Annotated in this window: 12 protein-coding genes; 3 read left to right on the forward strand and 9 right to left on the reverse strand. The window is 49.0% G+C overall.

Translation table 11 applies throughout. The features are described from left to right. Positions 1-109 precede the first annotated feature (109 nt). Positions 110-1,153: a sensor histidine kinase gene (locus JUB14_RS19185; protein WP_207508433.1), complete on the reverse strand. Its 1,044-nt coding sequence runs from the start codon at positions 1,151-1,153 to the stop codon at positions 110-112. A gap of 286 nt (positions 1,154-1,439) precedes the next feature. Here JUB14_RS19185 and JUB14_RS19190 point away from each other — a divergent pair, with 286 nt between their 5' ends. After that, positions 1,440-1,868 carry a T9SS type A sorting domain-containing protein gene (locus JUB14_RS19190; RefSeq protein WP_207508434.1) on the forward strand — a complete coding sequence of 143 codons (429 nt, stop codon included), beginning with the start codon at positions 1,440-1,442 and terminating at the stop codon, positions 1,866-1,868. Between the two features lie 28 nt (positions 1,869-1,896). Here the strand turns inward: JUB14_RS19190 and JUB14_RS19195 are convergent, their stop codons facing one another. Then, positions 1,897-2,427, reverse strand: a complete 531-nt coding sequence (locus JUB14_RS19195) for a GNAT family N-acetyltransferase (protein ID WP_229368022.1) — start codon at positions 2,425-2,427, stop codon at positions 1,897-1,899. Between the two features lie 81 nt (positions 2,428-2,508). Here JUB14_RS19195 and JUB14_RS19200 point away from each other — a divergent pair, with 81 nt between their 5' ends. Beyond that, positions 2,509-3,252 (forward strand): DUF4386 domain-containing protein, encoded by a 744-nt coding sequence (locus JUB14_RS19200; RefSeq protein ID WP_207508435.1) that lies wholly within the window; start codon positions 2,509-2,511, stop codon positions 3,250-3,252. Here JUB14_RS19200 and JUB14_RS19205 read toward each other — a convergent pair. The 6 genes from JUB14_RS19205 to JUB14_RS19230 form a co-directional block, all read right to left on the reverse strand. After that, positions 3,187-3,828 carry a Crp/Fnr family transcriptional regulator gene (locus JUB14_RS19205; RefSeq protein WP_207508436.1) on the reverse strand — a complete coding sequence of 214 codons (642 nt, stop codon included), beginning with the start codon at positions 3,826-3,828 and terminating at the stop codon, positions 3,187-3,189. The genes JUB14_RS19200 and JUB14_RS19205 overlap by 66 nt on opposite strands. A 65-nt stretch (positions 3,829-3,893) precedes the next feature. Further along, positions 3,894-5,615 carry a serine hydrolase gene (locus JUB14_RS19210; protein WP_207508437.1) on the reverse strand — a complete coding sequence of 574 codons (1,722 nt, stop codon included), beginning with the start codon at positions 5,613-5,615 and terminating at the stop codon, positions 3,894-3,896. Positions 5,616-5,772: 157 nt separating this feature from the next. Further along, complete coding sequence (locus JUB14_RS19215; RefSeq protein ID WP_207508438.1) at positions 5,773-6,558, reverse strand: ABC transporter permease; 786 nt, start codon at positions 6,556-6,558, stop codon at positions 5,773-5,775. Between the two features lies 1 nt (position 6,559). Beyond that, on the reverse strand, positions 6,560-7,462 hold the full coding sequence (locus JUB14_RS19220) for an ABC transporter ATP-binding protein (protein ID WP_207508439.1): 903 nt from the start codon (positions 7,460-7,462) through the stop codon (positions 6,560-6,562). A 247-nt stretch (positions 7,463-7,709) separates the two neighbouring features. Beyond that, positions 7,710-8,258, reverse strand: a complete 549-nt coding sequence (locus JUB14_RS19225) for a hypothetical protein (RefSeq protein ID WP_207508440.1) — start codon at positions 8,256-8,258, stop codon at positions 7,710-7,712. Between the two features lie 1,288 nt (positions 8,259-9,546). Next, a complete protein-coding gene (locus tag JUB14_RS19230; RefSeq protein WP_207508441.1) occupies positions 9,547-10,533 on the reverse strand; it encodes an NAD(P)-dependent alcohol dehydrogenase in 987 nt (328 codons plus the stop codon). Positions 10,534-11,312: 779 nt separating this feature from the next. Between JUB14_RS19230 and JUB14_RS19235 the strand changes: the two genes are divergently transcribed. Then, complete coding sequence (locus JUB14_RS19235) at positions 11,313-13,994, forward strand: S8 family serine peptidase (RefSeq protein ID WP_207508442.1); 2,682 nt, start codon at positions 11,313-11,315, stop codon at positions 13,992-13,994. 146 nt (positions 13,995-14,140) lie between these two features. Here the strand turns inward: JUB14_RS19235 and JUB14_RS19240 are convergent, their stop codons facing one another. After that, positions 14,141-16,075 (reverse strand): heparinase II/III domain-containing protein, encoded by a 1,935-nt coding sequence (locus JUB14_RS19240; protein WP_207508443.1) that lies wholly within the window; start codon positions 16,073-16,075, stop codon positions 14,141-14,143. Between the last annotated feature and the right edge of the window lie 4 nt (positions 16,076-16,079).

A 16,079-nucleotide genomic window follows, 5' to 3' on the forward strand; every position in this document is an offset into this window, starting at 1 on the left:
GGAATGTACTCTTCCTGTACCTCGCAGATCCAGGAAGGAGACGCGGGTCATGAAGCCCGTCATTCCCTAAACGGGCTGGGGCTTATCTTTGATTAGTATACACCAGAGTTTAGACATGGCTGGCCAGATTAATGTAAAGGGTAGCAGTAAAGTCATCAGTACTCTGTACGACAGATAACTTATAGTCTGTGTAGAGGAGTTCCAGTTGGCGGCGGAGGTTCGAGAGTCCGATGTTTTCCTTCACTCCCTGATCATCCGGAGTGGCTTCGGATGAATTTCGGACCACAAAGTCCAGCTGCCGTTGCTTCACCGATAGGCGGATGTCGATGTAGGGTTCACCACGGGTTTCGGACACGCCGTGCTTAAAGGCATTTTCCACCAGTGGTATCAGCAGCAGAGGCGGTAAGCTTTGCCGCAGGTCTTCCACATCGTAGTTAAAGTTAACCCGCAGCGACTCATCGTACCGCAGCTGCTCGAGGGCTATGTAGTCGCTGATGATTTTCAGCTCCTGCTCGATAGCGATGTAGTCGCCGCCCGTTTCGTACAGCATGAAACGCAGGATTTTGGAGAGACGAAGAATGGACTCGGGTGCCTGATCGGATTTATCGCGGGCCAGAGAGTAGATGTTGTTCAGGGTGTTGAAGAGAAAGTGTGGGTTGGTCTGGGACTTGAGGTAGTTGAGCTCGGCCTGCTGCTTCTCGATGCGTAGTTGCTGGGCGGCCTGTCGTAACTGCATGTACCCAAAGATATGGAGGCTGATTCCGTAGAAGAAAATTGCACCAGCGCTGTATGACATCTGGGACTCTACTCCTCTACTGACACTGCGAAAGTCAATCAGGGGGGTGTAGATGTGTAGCCAGATGCCTATCTGCCGCCAGGCGTACAGCCCGTAAGAGTACAGCATCAGGTGTACCCACAGCAGTAACAAACCTGCCAGGATCCGCTTCCAGCTTAGCCGAAGAAAGGGGATGGTGTATTCAAAGAGGATAAAGCTGAGTACCGTTACATAACTCCAACGCCATAGGTTATTCCAGACCCGTGGGATAAATGTATCCGGGTTGTTGACTAGTTCGGAGAACAGCCATAACAGCAGGAACAGGCTACCGATCCGCAGATACAACAGAAAGCGCTCTCTATCAACTGTAAGGTTCATGCTGCTAAATACGAGGATATTTTTACATATCAATCACTCGCTGCACGCATCGTCTACATAAGGTCATTTTACGTCAATGAATGCTAGTTGTAGGCATGTTCCTGTCATTGGTAGACCCTTCCCCGCTGTCCGTTGATACCGGCATTGGTAGCTCCTTTTTATTGCCTAATCTTGGGTAGAACAAAAATACAAGCCTATGAAAAAGACCCTATTAGCCATCGCAGAGAAGTTCTTTGCTCAGCCAATTACATGTAAAGTACTCACCCCATTTAACAAACCTATCCCAATGAAAAAGCTTTCTACTACCATGATGTTTATCCTGCTCATTGGACTTGTTACGCTGCCCGAATTTGCCGGAGCAGTACAGTCAGCTACTGTACAGACTGACTCTACCAAAGCTTCGTCCGGGCAACCTGCCTTTCAGGTAGGAATGTACCAATCTATCCATTCCCTGACTATGAATGTGCTGGTAGAAAAAGCTTTGGGCTGCCGGGTACGAGTAAAGCTCCTCAATAAAAGAGGGGATGTACTTTTTGATGAGATGCTGAACAAGAGTCAACAAAAATATCGCCTGAAACTGAACTTCGCAGAAGTACCGGATGGTACTTACACGGTGGTAGTTGCCAACGAAACCGGACAGATTACCAAATCAATTAATCTGTTCTCTCAGGCTCTATACGAAATGCCGACCCGGACCTTGCTCGTCATGAACTAAGTCTGGTGGAAATATACAGTTGGTGGGGTTATCTGCCTCTATTTTTCCGCTGCTCCCATACTTCCCGGTCGAGCCGGTAGACCCGGCAGTAGTCTTCGCCAAATGTCTGGTCTTCCACGTACTGGAATCCCAGACGTTCGTAGAACTGGTGGGCCCGGTGGTTTGATACCAAAGGGTCCACCAGGATGGCTTCTACTAGCGGGTCGGAAAAGCAGAGTGTAATGGCTTGTTGCATCATCCGGGTTCCGTATCCCCTACCTAGATCCTCCGCTTCACCGATCCAGATATCCAGGGCACGAAGGTTTGGCGGTACTTCGCCCCAGTAGTGGGTATCTTCTGTAGCTGGGTCGATGATTTGAATAAAGCCAATTGGGCGCCCATCCAGCTCAGCAATAAGCTGCTGGCGCCAGGACAGATGACGGTATAGCTCTACCTCCCAGTTCCAGTCGTCGTTTGGGTCAGAGGCAACCGTGTGTGGCTGTTCGTCCCAGTACCTGAGCAGTGGCAAGTCAGCCGGGGCGGCAGGGCGGAGAATCATATTATTGGAGTAGGAAGTCATAGATGTAAATCATGAGATGGATTCTTTATTGATTTATGTCAATGACAACGAAGGCTTTATCAGGCACTTTTACTGAAAAGTATGAAAGTCAGTCCCTACCAGCCTACATATACCGAAATGCAAGCACAGACATTAGCCAGACTCATTGGTTTTATCTTCATCATCATGTTTTTCCTTGGGATTTTTGCCGAAGGAATAGTCAGAGCCCAGCTCATCAACCTGGAAGAGCCCTTGCTTACCCTGGCTAACGTGCAAAGAACGCCTGTCCTGTTTCAGTTAGGGATACTGGCCTGGATCATTATTACACTGTTGGATGCTGTCCTGGCGGTTGCATTTTATGTTTTGCTCCAGCCTGTTCATGCTCCTTTGGCCATCCTGATGGCAAGCCTGCGGCTGGTGTATGTGGCTGTCAAAGGAGTATCCGTAGCCGGACTGCTGGTGGCCTCAGATGTTTATGCTTCGGCGGTAGGTTTAGAAGCCAGTCAGACAGGGGCACTCGCTACTCAGGCCATGTTGTTTCTGAAAATGCATCACTATGGTTTTGGGATAGGCCTCATTTTCTTTGGGTTCCATTTAATACTTTTAGCCATCCTTTTACATAAAGCGGATAGAGTTACCAACTGGATGGTCGGCTTGATGTTAGTGGCGGGTATTGGGTATATCATGAACAGCCTGGTAAGTTTTCTTCCGGCCGATTTTGATCTGTTACGTACATGGACCATTGCGCTCTTCATCATGCCCATGACCTTTGCTGAATTGTCATTTGGGCTTTGGCTTTGGCTCCGATACAAGCGTAGTGCTATGGTTCCGGGTAGCAGCGTCTGATTGCTTTTGGGTAATCCTCCTCCTGATTCTGCTCAGTGTTTCCGGCTTTATACCCAGGTAGCTCGCCAGATGGTACTGGGGAACTCGGTGTAGTAAGTCTGGCCTTTGCTCTACCAGCTGTAGGTAGCGTTGTTCTGAGGTTAAGGTCAGCAGGGAAGAGCTCAGCCGCTGGTACTTACCAAATTCCTGTTGGATAAATAATCCTGACATTTTTTCTAGTACGGGATTTTTAGCGTACGCCTCATCTAGTTGAGCCAGCCGCCCAATGACCAGTGTAGTGTCTTCCTCACATACCCAGTTAAAGGCACAGGGCTCCTGCCGGGCAGCACTGTCAAAGGCTACCAGAGCATCTCCTTCGGAGTAAAAGTAGGTCGTTTTCTCCTCTCCATCCACTAGTTCATATTGTCGGATCAGGCCCTGAATATTGAAGTAGCATTCCCTGGAAATCTGCCCCTGCCTTAGTATATGGCTCCCTTTTTTAAAGGTCCTGTAAGGCAGTTCTTTTATGATTAACCGTTTTTCTTCTTCTGTAAGGGGAACATACTTAGCTATGTAATCCAGAATCTTCTGTTCCATCTCTTCAGGTGTTAATTGTAAACAGGTAGTCTGTTACCAGTGATAAGTACCGGTAGGCGTTCTCCCTACTTAACCGGCAGGGGCGGCTGTACCGCTGCAAAATCATCATTCAACCGCTGAAACCATAAGTTTTGTACCCGACCGTTGTTCATCCGGAGTCCTAGTACCTTGTCTGACGCATCCCGTACTAGCTCAATATTTTGCACAAACCACCAGGGGGCCTGCAGCCGATCTTTGGTTAGTACTCTCAGGGGTACCTCGCCGTGCTGCACGTGGATGAGCTTGAGCGATTCTCCATCCTGAGTTATAGTATAGATCGTTTCCAGTTCGGGGCTGTAATACTTACCTACAAATTGCTCCTGTTTTATCTCCGGTGCCTTTACAGACTGCACGCGGGTACCGGGGTGGTTACCATTTTGCCGGAGGGTGATGCGACTTACCTGCCCCCCTTTCGGTCGGTGGAACACGACGGAGGCGTCTACTACTTTCAGGAAGAAGGTAGAGTCGGATGAAGGAAACATCTCTACCTCACTCTGTCCGGTTGCCTGCGTGAAGTACCGGTCGCCCTCGCGTCTGAACTTGAGGATAAAGCCGGGTGCTTCGGCAAGTTCAAACGAACCAGCGTAATTACGGAAAAGCGTAGAGTCAAATTTGAAGCTGGCGTTGGCTACCGGTGTCTCTGCCTTTTTCTCCTCCTTCAGGTGCGGGGCCAGATACAGGCTGGCCAACTCTTGTCCCTTCCGGTCAGGGTTGAACTCGGCCTGGTTGCTTAGTACGATAAACCCATAGTCTTCCTTTGGGAAGTAGGTCAGGAACGACCGGAAGCCTGCGTCGGCTCCGTTGTGTCCGTAGTAGGAGAGGCCCTTGTACTGGCTGTGGAAAAGTCCGAGGGCATAGCTCAGCGTATCCCCTTTGTTAAGGCGCCCCTTCTCGAGCATCTGTGTCATGGTGGCCGGAGCCCCTACCTTCGTTGCCCGGAAATTATCAATCCAGCGGGCCAGGTCATTGACTGTAGTAAAGAGGCTGGTAGCGCCTACGTTGGCGTAGTTCAGCGGGCTCTTGCTGAAGGTACCTACTCCCGGTGTGATATGGAAAGAATAAGCTCGTCCCTTGACCATACGCTCGTTATTGTCATAAAACAAGGTACTATTCATTCCCAGCGGCTTGAACACATTCTGCTGCATCCAATCCGGGAAAGTTTGTTTGGTAACGCGGCTGACAGTTTCGGCCAGCAGGGTATAGCCGGTATTACAGTAGTTAAAGGTCGACCCCGGCTCGGAGTTCAGCTCCTTCTGGCGTTTGATGAGGTTAAAAATATGGGCTTTAGTAATGACGTCGTCCAGCCCCCGACCCGACATGGCCAGTAGGTTCCACTGGTCGCGCAGACCGCTGGTGTGGTTGAGCAGGTGTCGGAGGGTAATGGTCTTGCCGAAGTCAGGTACTTCGGGCACGTACTTGCGTATGTCATCGTCCAGCGATAGCTTGCCCTGCTGTGCCAGCAACACAATGGCATAAGCCGTAAATTGCTTGGACACCGACGCTACGTGGAATACCGTTTCCGGTGTAATGGGCGCCCCTGTTTCCAGGTCAGCTTCTCCGAAGCCTTTGGCAAAGATAAGCTTGCCCTTGTGTACTACTCCCACGGCGGCTCCTGGCTTGCCTGGCTTGTTCCACTCCGCAAACAGCGAATCTATCTTGGCGACGGGTGTGGATGATTGGGCCAGTACAAGCTGAATACCAGATATAAGCAAGGTAATCAGCAGAAGGGGGTAGACCAGTGGTTTCATAGGCTTAGCTGTATTGATTGTAAATATTGAAAGAAGTTAGCTGCTGAATAGCAGTGGCTTATTCTATACAAGATAGGAGTAGGTCGTGATAGTACCTACCTGAAAAGGGCAGACGGTTGAAGAAGTGGGTGAATGGTTGAGGTATACAATCCAGACTTCATTTTGTCTGGTCAGCCTTAGTCCAGTATAATACTGCTGAGAGATAGCCAAGCAGGGCTACAACCACTAAAATAGAATAGCTGTATACATCAAGCAAATCCTTGTATTCACCACCCGCCCCACTGTAAAGGCCGGGTATGGACCAGGGGAAATAGGAGCCATAACCCGTTGCGGCGATCACCTGCGCAAATACCAGAGTCAGGGCTACAAAGCCCAGCGGTGCCAGATACCCTTTACCCCAGATTGCAAAAAAAGCAATGGGTACTCCCACTAGGATGGTCAGACCGGTAGTTGTAAAGTAATCGAGTAAAAACTGCGAAACGTCACCCGATACCGGCTCGGGCAACTGAAGAAGTAAACCTATGACCAAGCCTAGCAGTAGATTCGAAACCGCAAGAGCCAGGCACCATAGTATGTACAAGCTGAACTTGGCATTCAATATGCTGGTACGGGAAGTAGGTAAGGCCAGCAGGTCTTTAGCGGTACCATCAGAGTACTCACGACCGAAAAGCCAACTGGCAACAAATCCGAAAACCAATACTCCACCTACTCCAACGGCCTGATTCAGTATATCTAAGTAAGACTTCCAGTTGGCCTCAAAATGGATAAGCCTGGCCTTGGCCGCCAGACCACTTGCCTTCTCCAAGGCTTCGGCGTCCTGTACCAGTAGTACAAATACTCCACCCATTAGGGGAGCTAAGCCAAAAGCCAGAAAGGTAACCCCGAGTATAGTCGAATACTTTAACTTGATGAACTCGGCCTGTAGGGTGGATAGCTGTATCATATTAGGTATGCCGGATGCTGCGCAAAAAATATGCTTCCAGATCCTCCGTGAACATATACATTTGCCGGGGCGGAAGCCCCTTCTCAACCAGTAATCGGGAAATGGATTCCGGGCAGTCAAAAGCTTTCCTGTCGTTGATCTCTATTTCGTTCCTATCAGTCAGTACAGCCGGGTAGCCTGCTTCTGTTAAACAATAGAGGGCTAGCGTATTATCTTGGGTATGGACGATTAGTTTCCTGATCAGATTGTCAGTGAGTTCGCCCGTTGTTAGTTCCTTTACCAGCCTGCCTTCGTGTATGATACCAATTCTGTGGGCTATCCGGGCGATTTCGCTGAGGATATGGCTGGAAAGAAAGATTGTAGATCCCTGCTGCGCAAGCTGGATGAGCAGTTCTCTTACTTCGACAATACCTTCCGGATCCAGACCATTGATTGGCTCGTCAAGGATCAGTAACCTGGGTTGGTGCATAAGTGCCTTGGCCAGTCCAAGCCGCTGCTGATTACCCAGTGACAGTACTTTGGCCTTAGTATTACGGTACTTGCTGAGTTTTAGCTGCTCTATGATCGTATCAATAGAGTTGGGATCGCGTAGCTGCCTTAATTTGTAGTAAACCCGCAGATTCTCTTCAACCGAAAGGTTTGGATAGGAGTAGGGAGTCTCCACCAGATAGCCAACTTCATTCCACTGGTCAAAGCCCGGATGCAGTGGTTGGCCCATGACCGTTATGCTGCCTTCATCAGGTTTGATCATGCCAAGAAGCATACGGATCAGGGTAGTTTTGCCGGCTCCGTTCAAACCTAGAAAGCCATAGATCTCGCCGGGGTTGACATGCAGCGAAAGTGCATCAATCGCAACATTTTGCCCAAAGCGTTTGGTCAGTTGATGGGTTTTTATGATGGGCATGTGGCGAACTTGTTTTCCCCCTGGCACCCAATGGTTATATAAATGCCACTGATAGGGGGCAGAGGGAAGTACCTGTTTATAGCACAAGTATAGTCAGAGCAGATCTTTGTGCCTAACTTAAAAGTTCGAGCGGTCCCTGAATTCGCTGAAAGGTTACCTGAGGCCTCTGTTCAGGATTCAGAGTAGTTGTGGCCTTCCCTCCTTTAATACCAAGTACCTGTCCTGTATGGAAGCGCCATCCTTATACCTAATAAATGGTCTGTTTTTCCATAGTCACGAGGGACTCTGGTGCCATACTTTTGACTGTCCCTTCAAGGCTGGAGGTACCCGTCGGCAGGTTCTGGAGGTAAAGGGCTATCAGGGCTATCAGTTCAGCCTGATGCTCTGAATCGGTCAGGATGAGCGGGCTAAGGACATGATTTGGAATAGCGGGTGTATTTATAGCCTCATAGATTGATTTGAGTGAGGTAGTACCTAGTACAGCCCGTGCCCAGTAGTATACACATACGTACTTTTTCTTAGGTAGCTCGAGTCCATGGTACGCCAGGATCTCTTTGAGATTTGTCTTATGAACCACCAGATTATAAGCCAGTATGTCATCAACTTTATCAAAGTATGATTTGATCTGTGGCCATACCCGGGTAATGTTCGGATAACTGGAGCTATCAAGGTCCTGTGAGTAGTTAAATTGTACTGTATCACAGAGTTTACCATCCTGCACATAGGCCAGTCCAATTTCATTTGCATGGACTCCCATTACCAGGAAACTTTTGCTTTTAGTAGAATAATGATTCATACCGTATTCAATAAAGTTGGACAACCTATTAACCTTGTTACATAGGGTAACTAATTACCTACCCACAGATTGAATTATGTAGTTACCAGTGAAAAAATAATTTAGGACCCGGCTATCTTACTTATAAGAATCAACTACTTCACGCCGGGTCCTAGATCAATATTACTAGATGTTGAGAGAAATAAGGGTATAAAGTTATCCAACGGTAAGGCTATCTTGTGAAAGGCAATACTACCGTCTGATAGTATTTCTTTGCAGCATATTCGACTTGATCGTATACTTGAATAATTCAAATAGCAACTCCTATATGTATAGCGTTAGGGGTTGTTATAAGGGTGGATATTACAAAACGGCCTGCATAAATACTTGCATGCCGTTTTTATATTTTTTCAACCTGGTAAAAGCTCTGCTTAGGCACTTCCACCTCTCCTCTATCTCGATTAAAGGTAAGCGAAGAGGTGGATACGGGTCGTCAGGGGATGCTATTGGCAGTTATGAAGGCTCATCAGGCTACCAGCGACCAAGCATTGCAATACGTATGTAATGTAAGTAACAAAACCTATAAACCATTGACTATTTACACTATACGTCCAAATTATTTCATTTGTCGTTTTGCAACTTATTTATAAAAATTATACCAAAATCCAGTTCCAGAAAATAGTAGCTCTAAAAATACTGTAAACACGGTATTGACCTAATTATAACTATAGATCTACCTTTGAATCATTGATCCGACCTATATCCATGCCATGCAATTTAAAGTCACTTTTTTGTTACCATTTATTATACACACACTACCCACTTAACTAATTACTATTCGATTCACCATACAACCAACAATCAGGCGTAAATGGATCAGATACTCGCCTGTGGTATATGTAGTTAATCGAAATAGTGGTAAGTATCCATCTTAACAGTTCATGCCACCTGATGAGAGTTGTATTAATCAGCCTCTCTTCAGGTGGCAGTTTGTTTAGATTCTAATCTATTGACATATATGATTATAGGGTAGATGTCTCTCAACTATAGGGCTCTTACTTAGAATGGTAAAGGGGTAAATTCGTAGAGGTCATGTCGCCTGGTAACGAAGGTATGTCTGACCGGCTAATCGTTGGTCGTATACTTTGTCCAGCAGCGAGGGAGTTAGAGCTACCAAGACCTTACTAGAGTGGATTCGAGCTGAAATGTCATAGGAAAGTTTAGTAGGGAGTGGAAAGCCCCTGGACCAAGCTGGGGCATTCCACTCCCAACTATCCGGATCAATGGTGAGAGACGTGTTTATTGCTTTTTACAAGTTACTCTCTTCTGCCTGATCAGTAAGGGTAATAACTACATTGCCAATTTTTTGACCCGTTTCCACGTAGCGGTAGGCCTCAACGATCTGTTCCAACGGATACGAGCGGTCTATTAGGGGCATATATTTTTTCTGCTCGATCAGCTCTTTCAGGAAAACTACATCTTTCTGATTGATAGAGGGAATAGGGAAGAGTACTTTCTTACCGCCGCGTATAGGAGTAGTAATAGCAAGAAGAATATTCTCAGAGTTGCGACCCAATTCAGTAGACACGTATATCCCCCTTTCCGTGAGTAGTTTTTCGCATTGGTCAAATGAACTCTTACCAACCGCATCAAATACAACATCAAAGGTCTGGCCTACGGTAGTGAAGTCAGTGGTTGTGTAGTCAATGACTTCGTCGGCTCCAAGGGATTTTACCAATTCCATATTGGGGGTACTACATACCGCCGTAACTTCCGCGCCTAAGTACTTGATTAATTGTACGGCCGATGAGCCAATGGCCCCCGTTGCGCCGTTTACCAGTACCCTTTGGCCCTTTTTGATCCTAGCGGCTCTGATATTCGATAAAGCATAGTGCGCCCCTTCGGTAATCGGAGCGGCTTCCCGATAGGATAGTCCGGCCGGCAGCGTAGTTATGGCTCCATCTTCCCGCATCGTCATGTACTCGGCATGGGCTCCAAAGCGGGTGTCATTATACCCAAAAACTTTGTCCCCGATCCTGAGAGTGGTTACCTCCGTACCTACGTCTTCAACTTCTCCGGCAAACTCATTTCCCAAGGTCTTGAATCTTGGTTTGAACGGACCGCTAAACAGACGGGTTATCAGGTTGTCGGCATTTCGGATGGCGCTATCGGTGCGGTTTACGGTAGTGGCATGTACCATGATCAGTACTTCTTTGATTCCGGGGACAGGTTTGTCAACCTCCTGTAGACTGACCACTTCCGGAGGGCCGTATTGGGTGAATATAGCTGCTTTCATTAGATAATTGTTGGTGGGTTAGAGGAGGTTTGCATCGGGTTAAATAGTAGTCTTCAAATGTAAAGGAAATATAATTTTTTTACTGCTTGTCATCAGGTGAGCATCCACCTGTACAGACAAATTGCATTTGTAATATAAATTGTAGTATATGCTGGTAACTTATTGAAAATTAGGCTACATTAGTGTCAGCAACAGAGGAGGGATTGGTATCCATGGTACTCTATATAGGATATATTAATTATTGTTAAATATACTGCTCCTACTAAACTGTTCTTCACGAAGGTGGCTTGGTTTACACTGCCTTTACAACTCTTTTAAGTTTAATACCCCTGAGGCTCTTCGTAATCAATACATCCTGTTATTGATATACCTTATTTGGCTACGACCGTTTTTTCCTGCTCATGTCTGATCTACAACAAGGGTTGTACTGATGATAAAATCTTAGTACAGCCTGGGTAGAACCAGGTGCCCCATCTGTTATTTCCGAGCTTGAAACCATTGCCTGGTGGCACTACGCCACAAAAGTACCAGACACTGCTTCATGCCAGAATCTGCTAAAGCTCCCCCTCTGTAAGTACCTGAGTCTTTCCACTGCAATCTGCCTTCATTTGGAGGAAGCTTCCGACATTATTTAAAAACTTACCATCGGATGTTTCCTTCTTCTATCCGCATTCCGACTAATAATCCGGAGACTTCGTCATCCCATACCGTAGGCATGGTCCAGATCAAATCTCTGTTAGTTTCATTTTATTCTACACCTAAACCGAAAGGAGGCCAACATGAGTATCGAGAACTATTCTCTCACCGTAGGAGGAACCCCCATTCCCCTGAAAAAAGTGGAAGATGTACGGCTTGTCACACCAGCAAGGAACGAGCATCCTGCCACTGTGGCATCACGTCTGGGCAGATCAACCCGCTTAGCCATTGATCCCACCTATCCGCCGGAACTGCTTATTGTCAGGGGAGAAAAGCAGAAGCTGCAGGAGATGAAATCGTACCCGGATATTCGAAACACGCGGTCTGCTTTTCAGGATCCGGAAGGAAATGTGTTCGTACTGACTAATGATATTCTGATTAGTTTTAAGGAAGGGGTATCTGAGGAGGAGCGGGAGAAAGTGCTGGAAAAGCTGGATGGTGTAGTTATTGAAAAGGGCCCCGACTACTGGAAGTTTCGGGTGAATGATCCGGAGGAGGACGCTCCGCTACTACTTGCCAATGACTTGTCCGCCGAGGACATTGTAGAATACGCTGAGCCTAACTCCGTGCAGGCGCCTACCTTTCATTTCCCGCAGGATGCGCCCCGCTTTGGAAGTCAATGGCATCTTCGCAATACCGGGCAGGGAGGGGGTACGGCCGGGGCGGACGTTAACGCTCTGGGAGCCTGGGCCATAACTACCGGTAGTCCCAATATTCGGGTCGTAGTCCATGATTCAGGAGTTGACATCAATCACCCTGATCTGGTTGCTAACATTGATCCGGGCCGGGACTTTGATAACAATGATAATGATGCTTCCAATAATACGGGTCCGCACGGAACGGCCTGTGCCGGTATTATCGCAGCCGCCGAAAATGGGATTGGTGTGGTAGGTATCGCGCCTAATTGCCGGATAGTTCCCCTGCGGGCTGCGGGAGCTCATACCTGGGATACCTGGGCCCAGACTTTTGATTGGGCCTCTCAGCGAGGGCAGATCATTTCCTGTTCGTGGAGTATTACGCCAAATAATACGCTGACAGCGGCCATACGCCGGGCTGTCAACAACGGTGTAACTGTGTTCTGTGCTACGGGTAACGGTGGTACTAATTCGGTATCTTACCCCGCCAGTCTACCCGAAACCATCGGAGTAGGAGCCAGTACAAACCGGGATGTACGTTCAGGATACAGCCAGTACGGAGAGGGGCTTGATTTCGTGGCACCCAGTAGTGGAGGTACTCTACGCATCGAAACTACTGATGTACGCGGAGCCTTCGGGTATAACACTGCCCCCAACGGAGACTATTGTCAGGCCGCAGATGCCAGTGGCTTTGGGGGAACTTCATCAGCTACGCCATTGGCTGCCGGGGTCGCGGCCCTGATGATGAGTGTTGATCCGGGGCTGAGACCAGATGGAGTCCGGTACCTCCTGCAGGGATCTGCCACCAAAGTTTCACCTGCTGCTGCTGCTTACGATGTACACGGCCGGAGTAACCAGTATGGCTATGGTCGGATAAATGCGGCCCTGGCGGTGCAGCGGGCCCGGCCACCTCAACTGGTTATGGCCAACTTCGGCTATAACGCCGGGGGCTGGCGGGTAGACCAGCACCCACGGATCATGGCTGATGTGACCGGCGATGGCCGTGATGATATTGTGGGCTTCGGCAATGCCGGGGTATGGGTATCACGCAACAATGGCAATGGTACCTTCCAGGCACCACAGATGGTAATAGACAACTTTGGTTACAACGCTGGCGGCTGGCGGGTAGATATGCACCCCCGTTTCATGGCCGACGTAACGGGTGATGGCCGGGCTGATATCGTAGGCTTTGGCAACGCCGGCGTGTGGGTATCACGCAACAACGGCAATGGTACCTTCCAGGCACCACAGATGGTGGTGGCTAACTTTGGCTACAGTGCCGGGGGCTGGCGGGTTGACATGCACCCCCGCTTCATGGTGGACGTAACCGGTGATGGTCGGGCCGACATTGTAGGTTTCGGTACTGCCGGCGTGTGGGTATCACGCAACAACGGGAATGGTACCTTCCAGGCTCCGCAACTGGTAGTAGCTAACTTCGGGTACAACCAGGGCTGGCGGGTAGACCAGCATCCTCGTATGCTGGCAGATACAACCGGTGATGGTCGTCCTGATATTGTGGGCTTTGGTACCGCCGGGGTATGGGTATCACGCAATAACGGTGATGGTACCTTCCAGGCTCCGCAATTGGTTATGGCCAACTTCGGCTATAACGCCGGGGGCTGGCGAGTGGATCAACACCCCCGCTTCATGGCCGATGTAACCGGAGATGGTCGGGCTGATATTGTAGGGTTTGGTAACGCCGGGGCGTGGGTATCACGCAACAATGGTGATGGCAGCTTCCAGGCACCTCAGATGGTAGTACCTAACTTTGGTTACCATGCCGGTGGCTGGCGGGTCGATCAGCATCCTCGGTTTATGGCTGACATGTCAGGGAATGGACGGGCTGATATCGTAGGCTTCGGGACCGCCGGGACATGGGTTTCTTTCAATAATGGCGATGGTACCTTTAAGGCTCCGCAGATGGTGGTGGCTAACTACGGCTATGCTCAGGGCTGGAGGGTAGATCAGCATCCCCGCTTCCTGGCGAAGCTCACGGGCGACAGCCGGGCCGATATCATAGGCTTTGGCAACGCCGGTGCCTGGTTTAGAAACGGGCTCCACAACATGCTTCCTACCTTGTTGATACCTATAGAGGTAGTGAGGGATACCCAGGATCTGAAACCAGTATAATCTCTGGGACGACTGAGACGTCAACTAAGTCTATAATCTGTTATTTGCACAAAGAGCCGGGGGTATTCCTCCGGCACTTTGTGTATATTAGCTACTGATAAGCTTTCTAAGCAATGAGCATTGCTGTGGATAAATAGTCTCCTTGATTAATTTGCCGCATAGGGGGCAATGGTAAAGCTATGCTTCCCTTTTTGTGATAAGGAAATATTAGATAGCAGAATACGCTGGACCGGACGGTTGTCCCACTTGGTTTTGAAGCTCCGGTACTCCATGCCATCGGTGGAAGGAAAATCAGTAGATACCTTCCATGCTTTTGGATCGTAGCGTAGTACAAATGTCTGCCTGCCGGGGGTAGTTAGCTTCACCAGCCCGGGTTTGGAGGTATCCACATCCGCGATAGTCATGAATACTTCCTGTAGGGACGACGGCTTTTGCTGCATCGTAAACTCATCCGTTACCTCCACCTGATTTTTTGCTCTGTTCAGCGTCACCTTCCGATTCCAGTTGGTCAATCCGGCTTCGGGTGGATAGGCCGGTGCGATATTCATAGTCAGGGAAGCGTCCTTGTCAGAGATACGGCTACTTACGTTTTGGGCTTCGAAATTGCGTCCCGCCAGTTGACCTAATCCGTTGATGATGGGTAGGTTATGGTATTGTGACTGCGTAAACCACAACTCGTACCGCTTGTTAGAAAAGGTGCGGGCGGTATAATTGCCCCGACCGGCGTCAATGATAAGGGGTTCACCATTGGCATAAAGCATAAAGTCCCCCACATCATTGTGGTTGTGGCTTTCGGCATTGTGGCCCCCGTGGGTCGCCAGGAAAAATCCGTTACTGGACCGGGCCGTTAGTACCTGTATGTCCGCAAGCCAGGCATCTTCTACTTTTTTATAGGATGGTTTTGTTGACTCTATATGCTGGGCCGAAAGTAGATTTTTGATGAAGCGAAAGCGGTGAAACCGGCCCGGTGCCAGGGATGACTGTGCATATTTACCTAAAGCCCACTGTCCCATTTCCACCATACGCTCGTCAATCAGCGCTTTTCCAAACCGGTACAGGAGTAACCCGTCCGGCATGAGTTTGGGGTCGGCATCGGCAAAGTTGACAAAATAATGATCATCAATGTGTACTTTGTAGAAGTAGGCACCCATGTTCTTAATGAGAGGCTCAGCATACAAATTCACCGTACTGTTGGTAGCGTCACTGAGTAGCTCCAGACAATCGTACACGCTGGCTCCGGCGGCGGTCCAGTAGCTGGGGCCTTCGTCACAACCTCCGTCATCCCCCAGGCTGTTCAGGTAGCGATCCAGACCCGTCATAGATTTGTAGATCATTTCTGCCCGGCGAGCCTCATCTTTTTCAAGCATCAGGGTCGTTGATATCCAGTTGGACATGATCCAGGGGTTCCAGTTATTAACGGGGCGGGTTGGGCTATTCCAGCCGTAAGTATCGCCCTTGGTAAGCATAGGGGTGAACAAACGCCTGTTGGTTTCGAAGTAGATGCGCTTACGTATCAGCGGGTTAATTTTGTCCAGCTGATCACCCACAAAGTAGTCGGCCAGGCCCAGAACGGAGGCGGTTTCGGCCGCAAACAGATCCACCACCGGATTTTCCACATCAGGCAGCCCTGTGTTGCTTATATGGGCAGGCACTCCCCAGAAACTTTCTTCGCAGATGGACCATACTCCATTCAGAACAGCTTCCGTAAATCGACCTTTCCCTTCTACGCTTTCGGCCAGCATCAGGTCAATCAGAGCATTCCGCTTGCCAAAGGAGATGCCACTGTGCTGCTCACGGTCACCGGAGCGAACATAGTCCAGGGAGGTAGAGGCCGAGATGGGTTCAAAGGTATAGGCGAGCCGTTCTTCGCCGGCTTTTACGAGTTTGGTTAGCACCGAATCCGGAACGGTGGCTTTCCATTCCTGGGGGGTAGTTGGGTAAGGCTTGTACTGCTCGCGCGATACCAATGCTTTTTTTACCTGTTCCTGCGAGTACTTCTTCGCCAGGATGTGTCGGGGCGTTACCTGTGCGTGCAGGGTTGAAACGCACAGGGTCATTACTATAATTAATACCTTTTTCATTGCT

The sequence above is a fragment of the Telluribacter humicola genome (assembly GCF_017355935.1).
Classification (GTDB): domain Bacteria; phylum Bacteroidota; class Bacteroidia; order Cytophagales; family Spirosomataceae; genus Telluribacter; species Telluribacter humicola.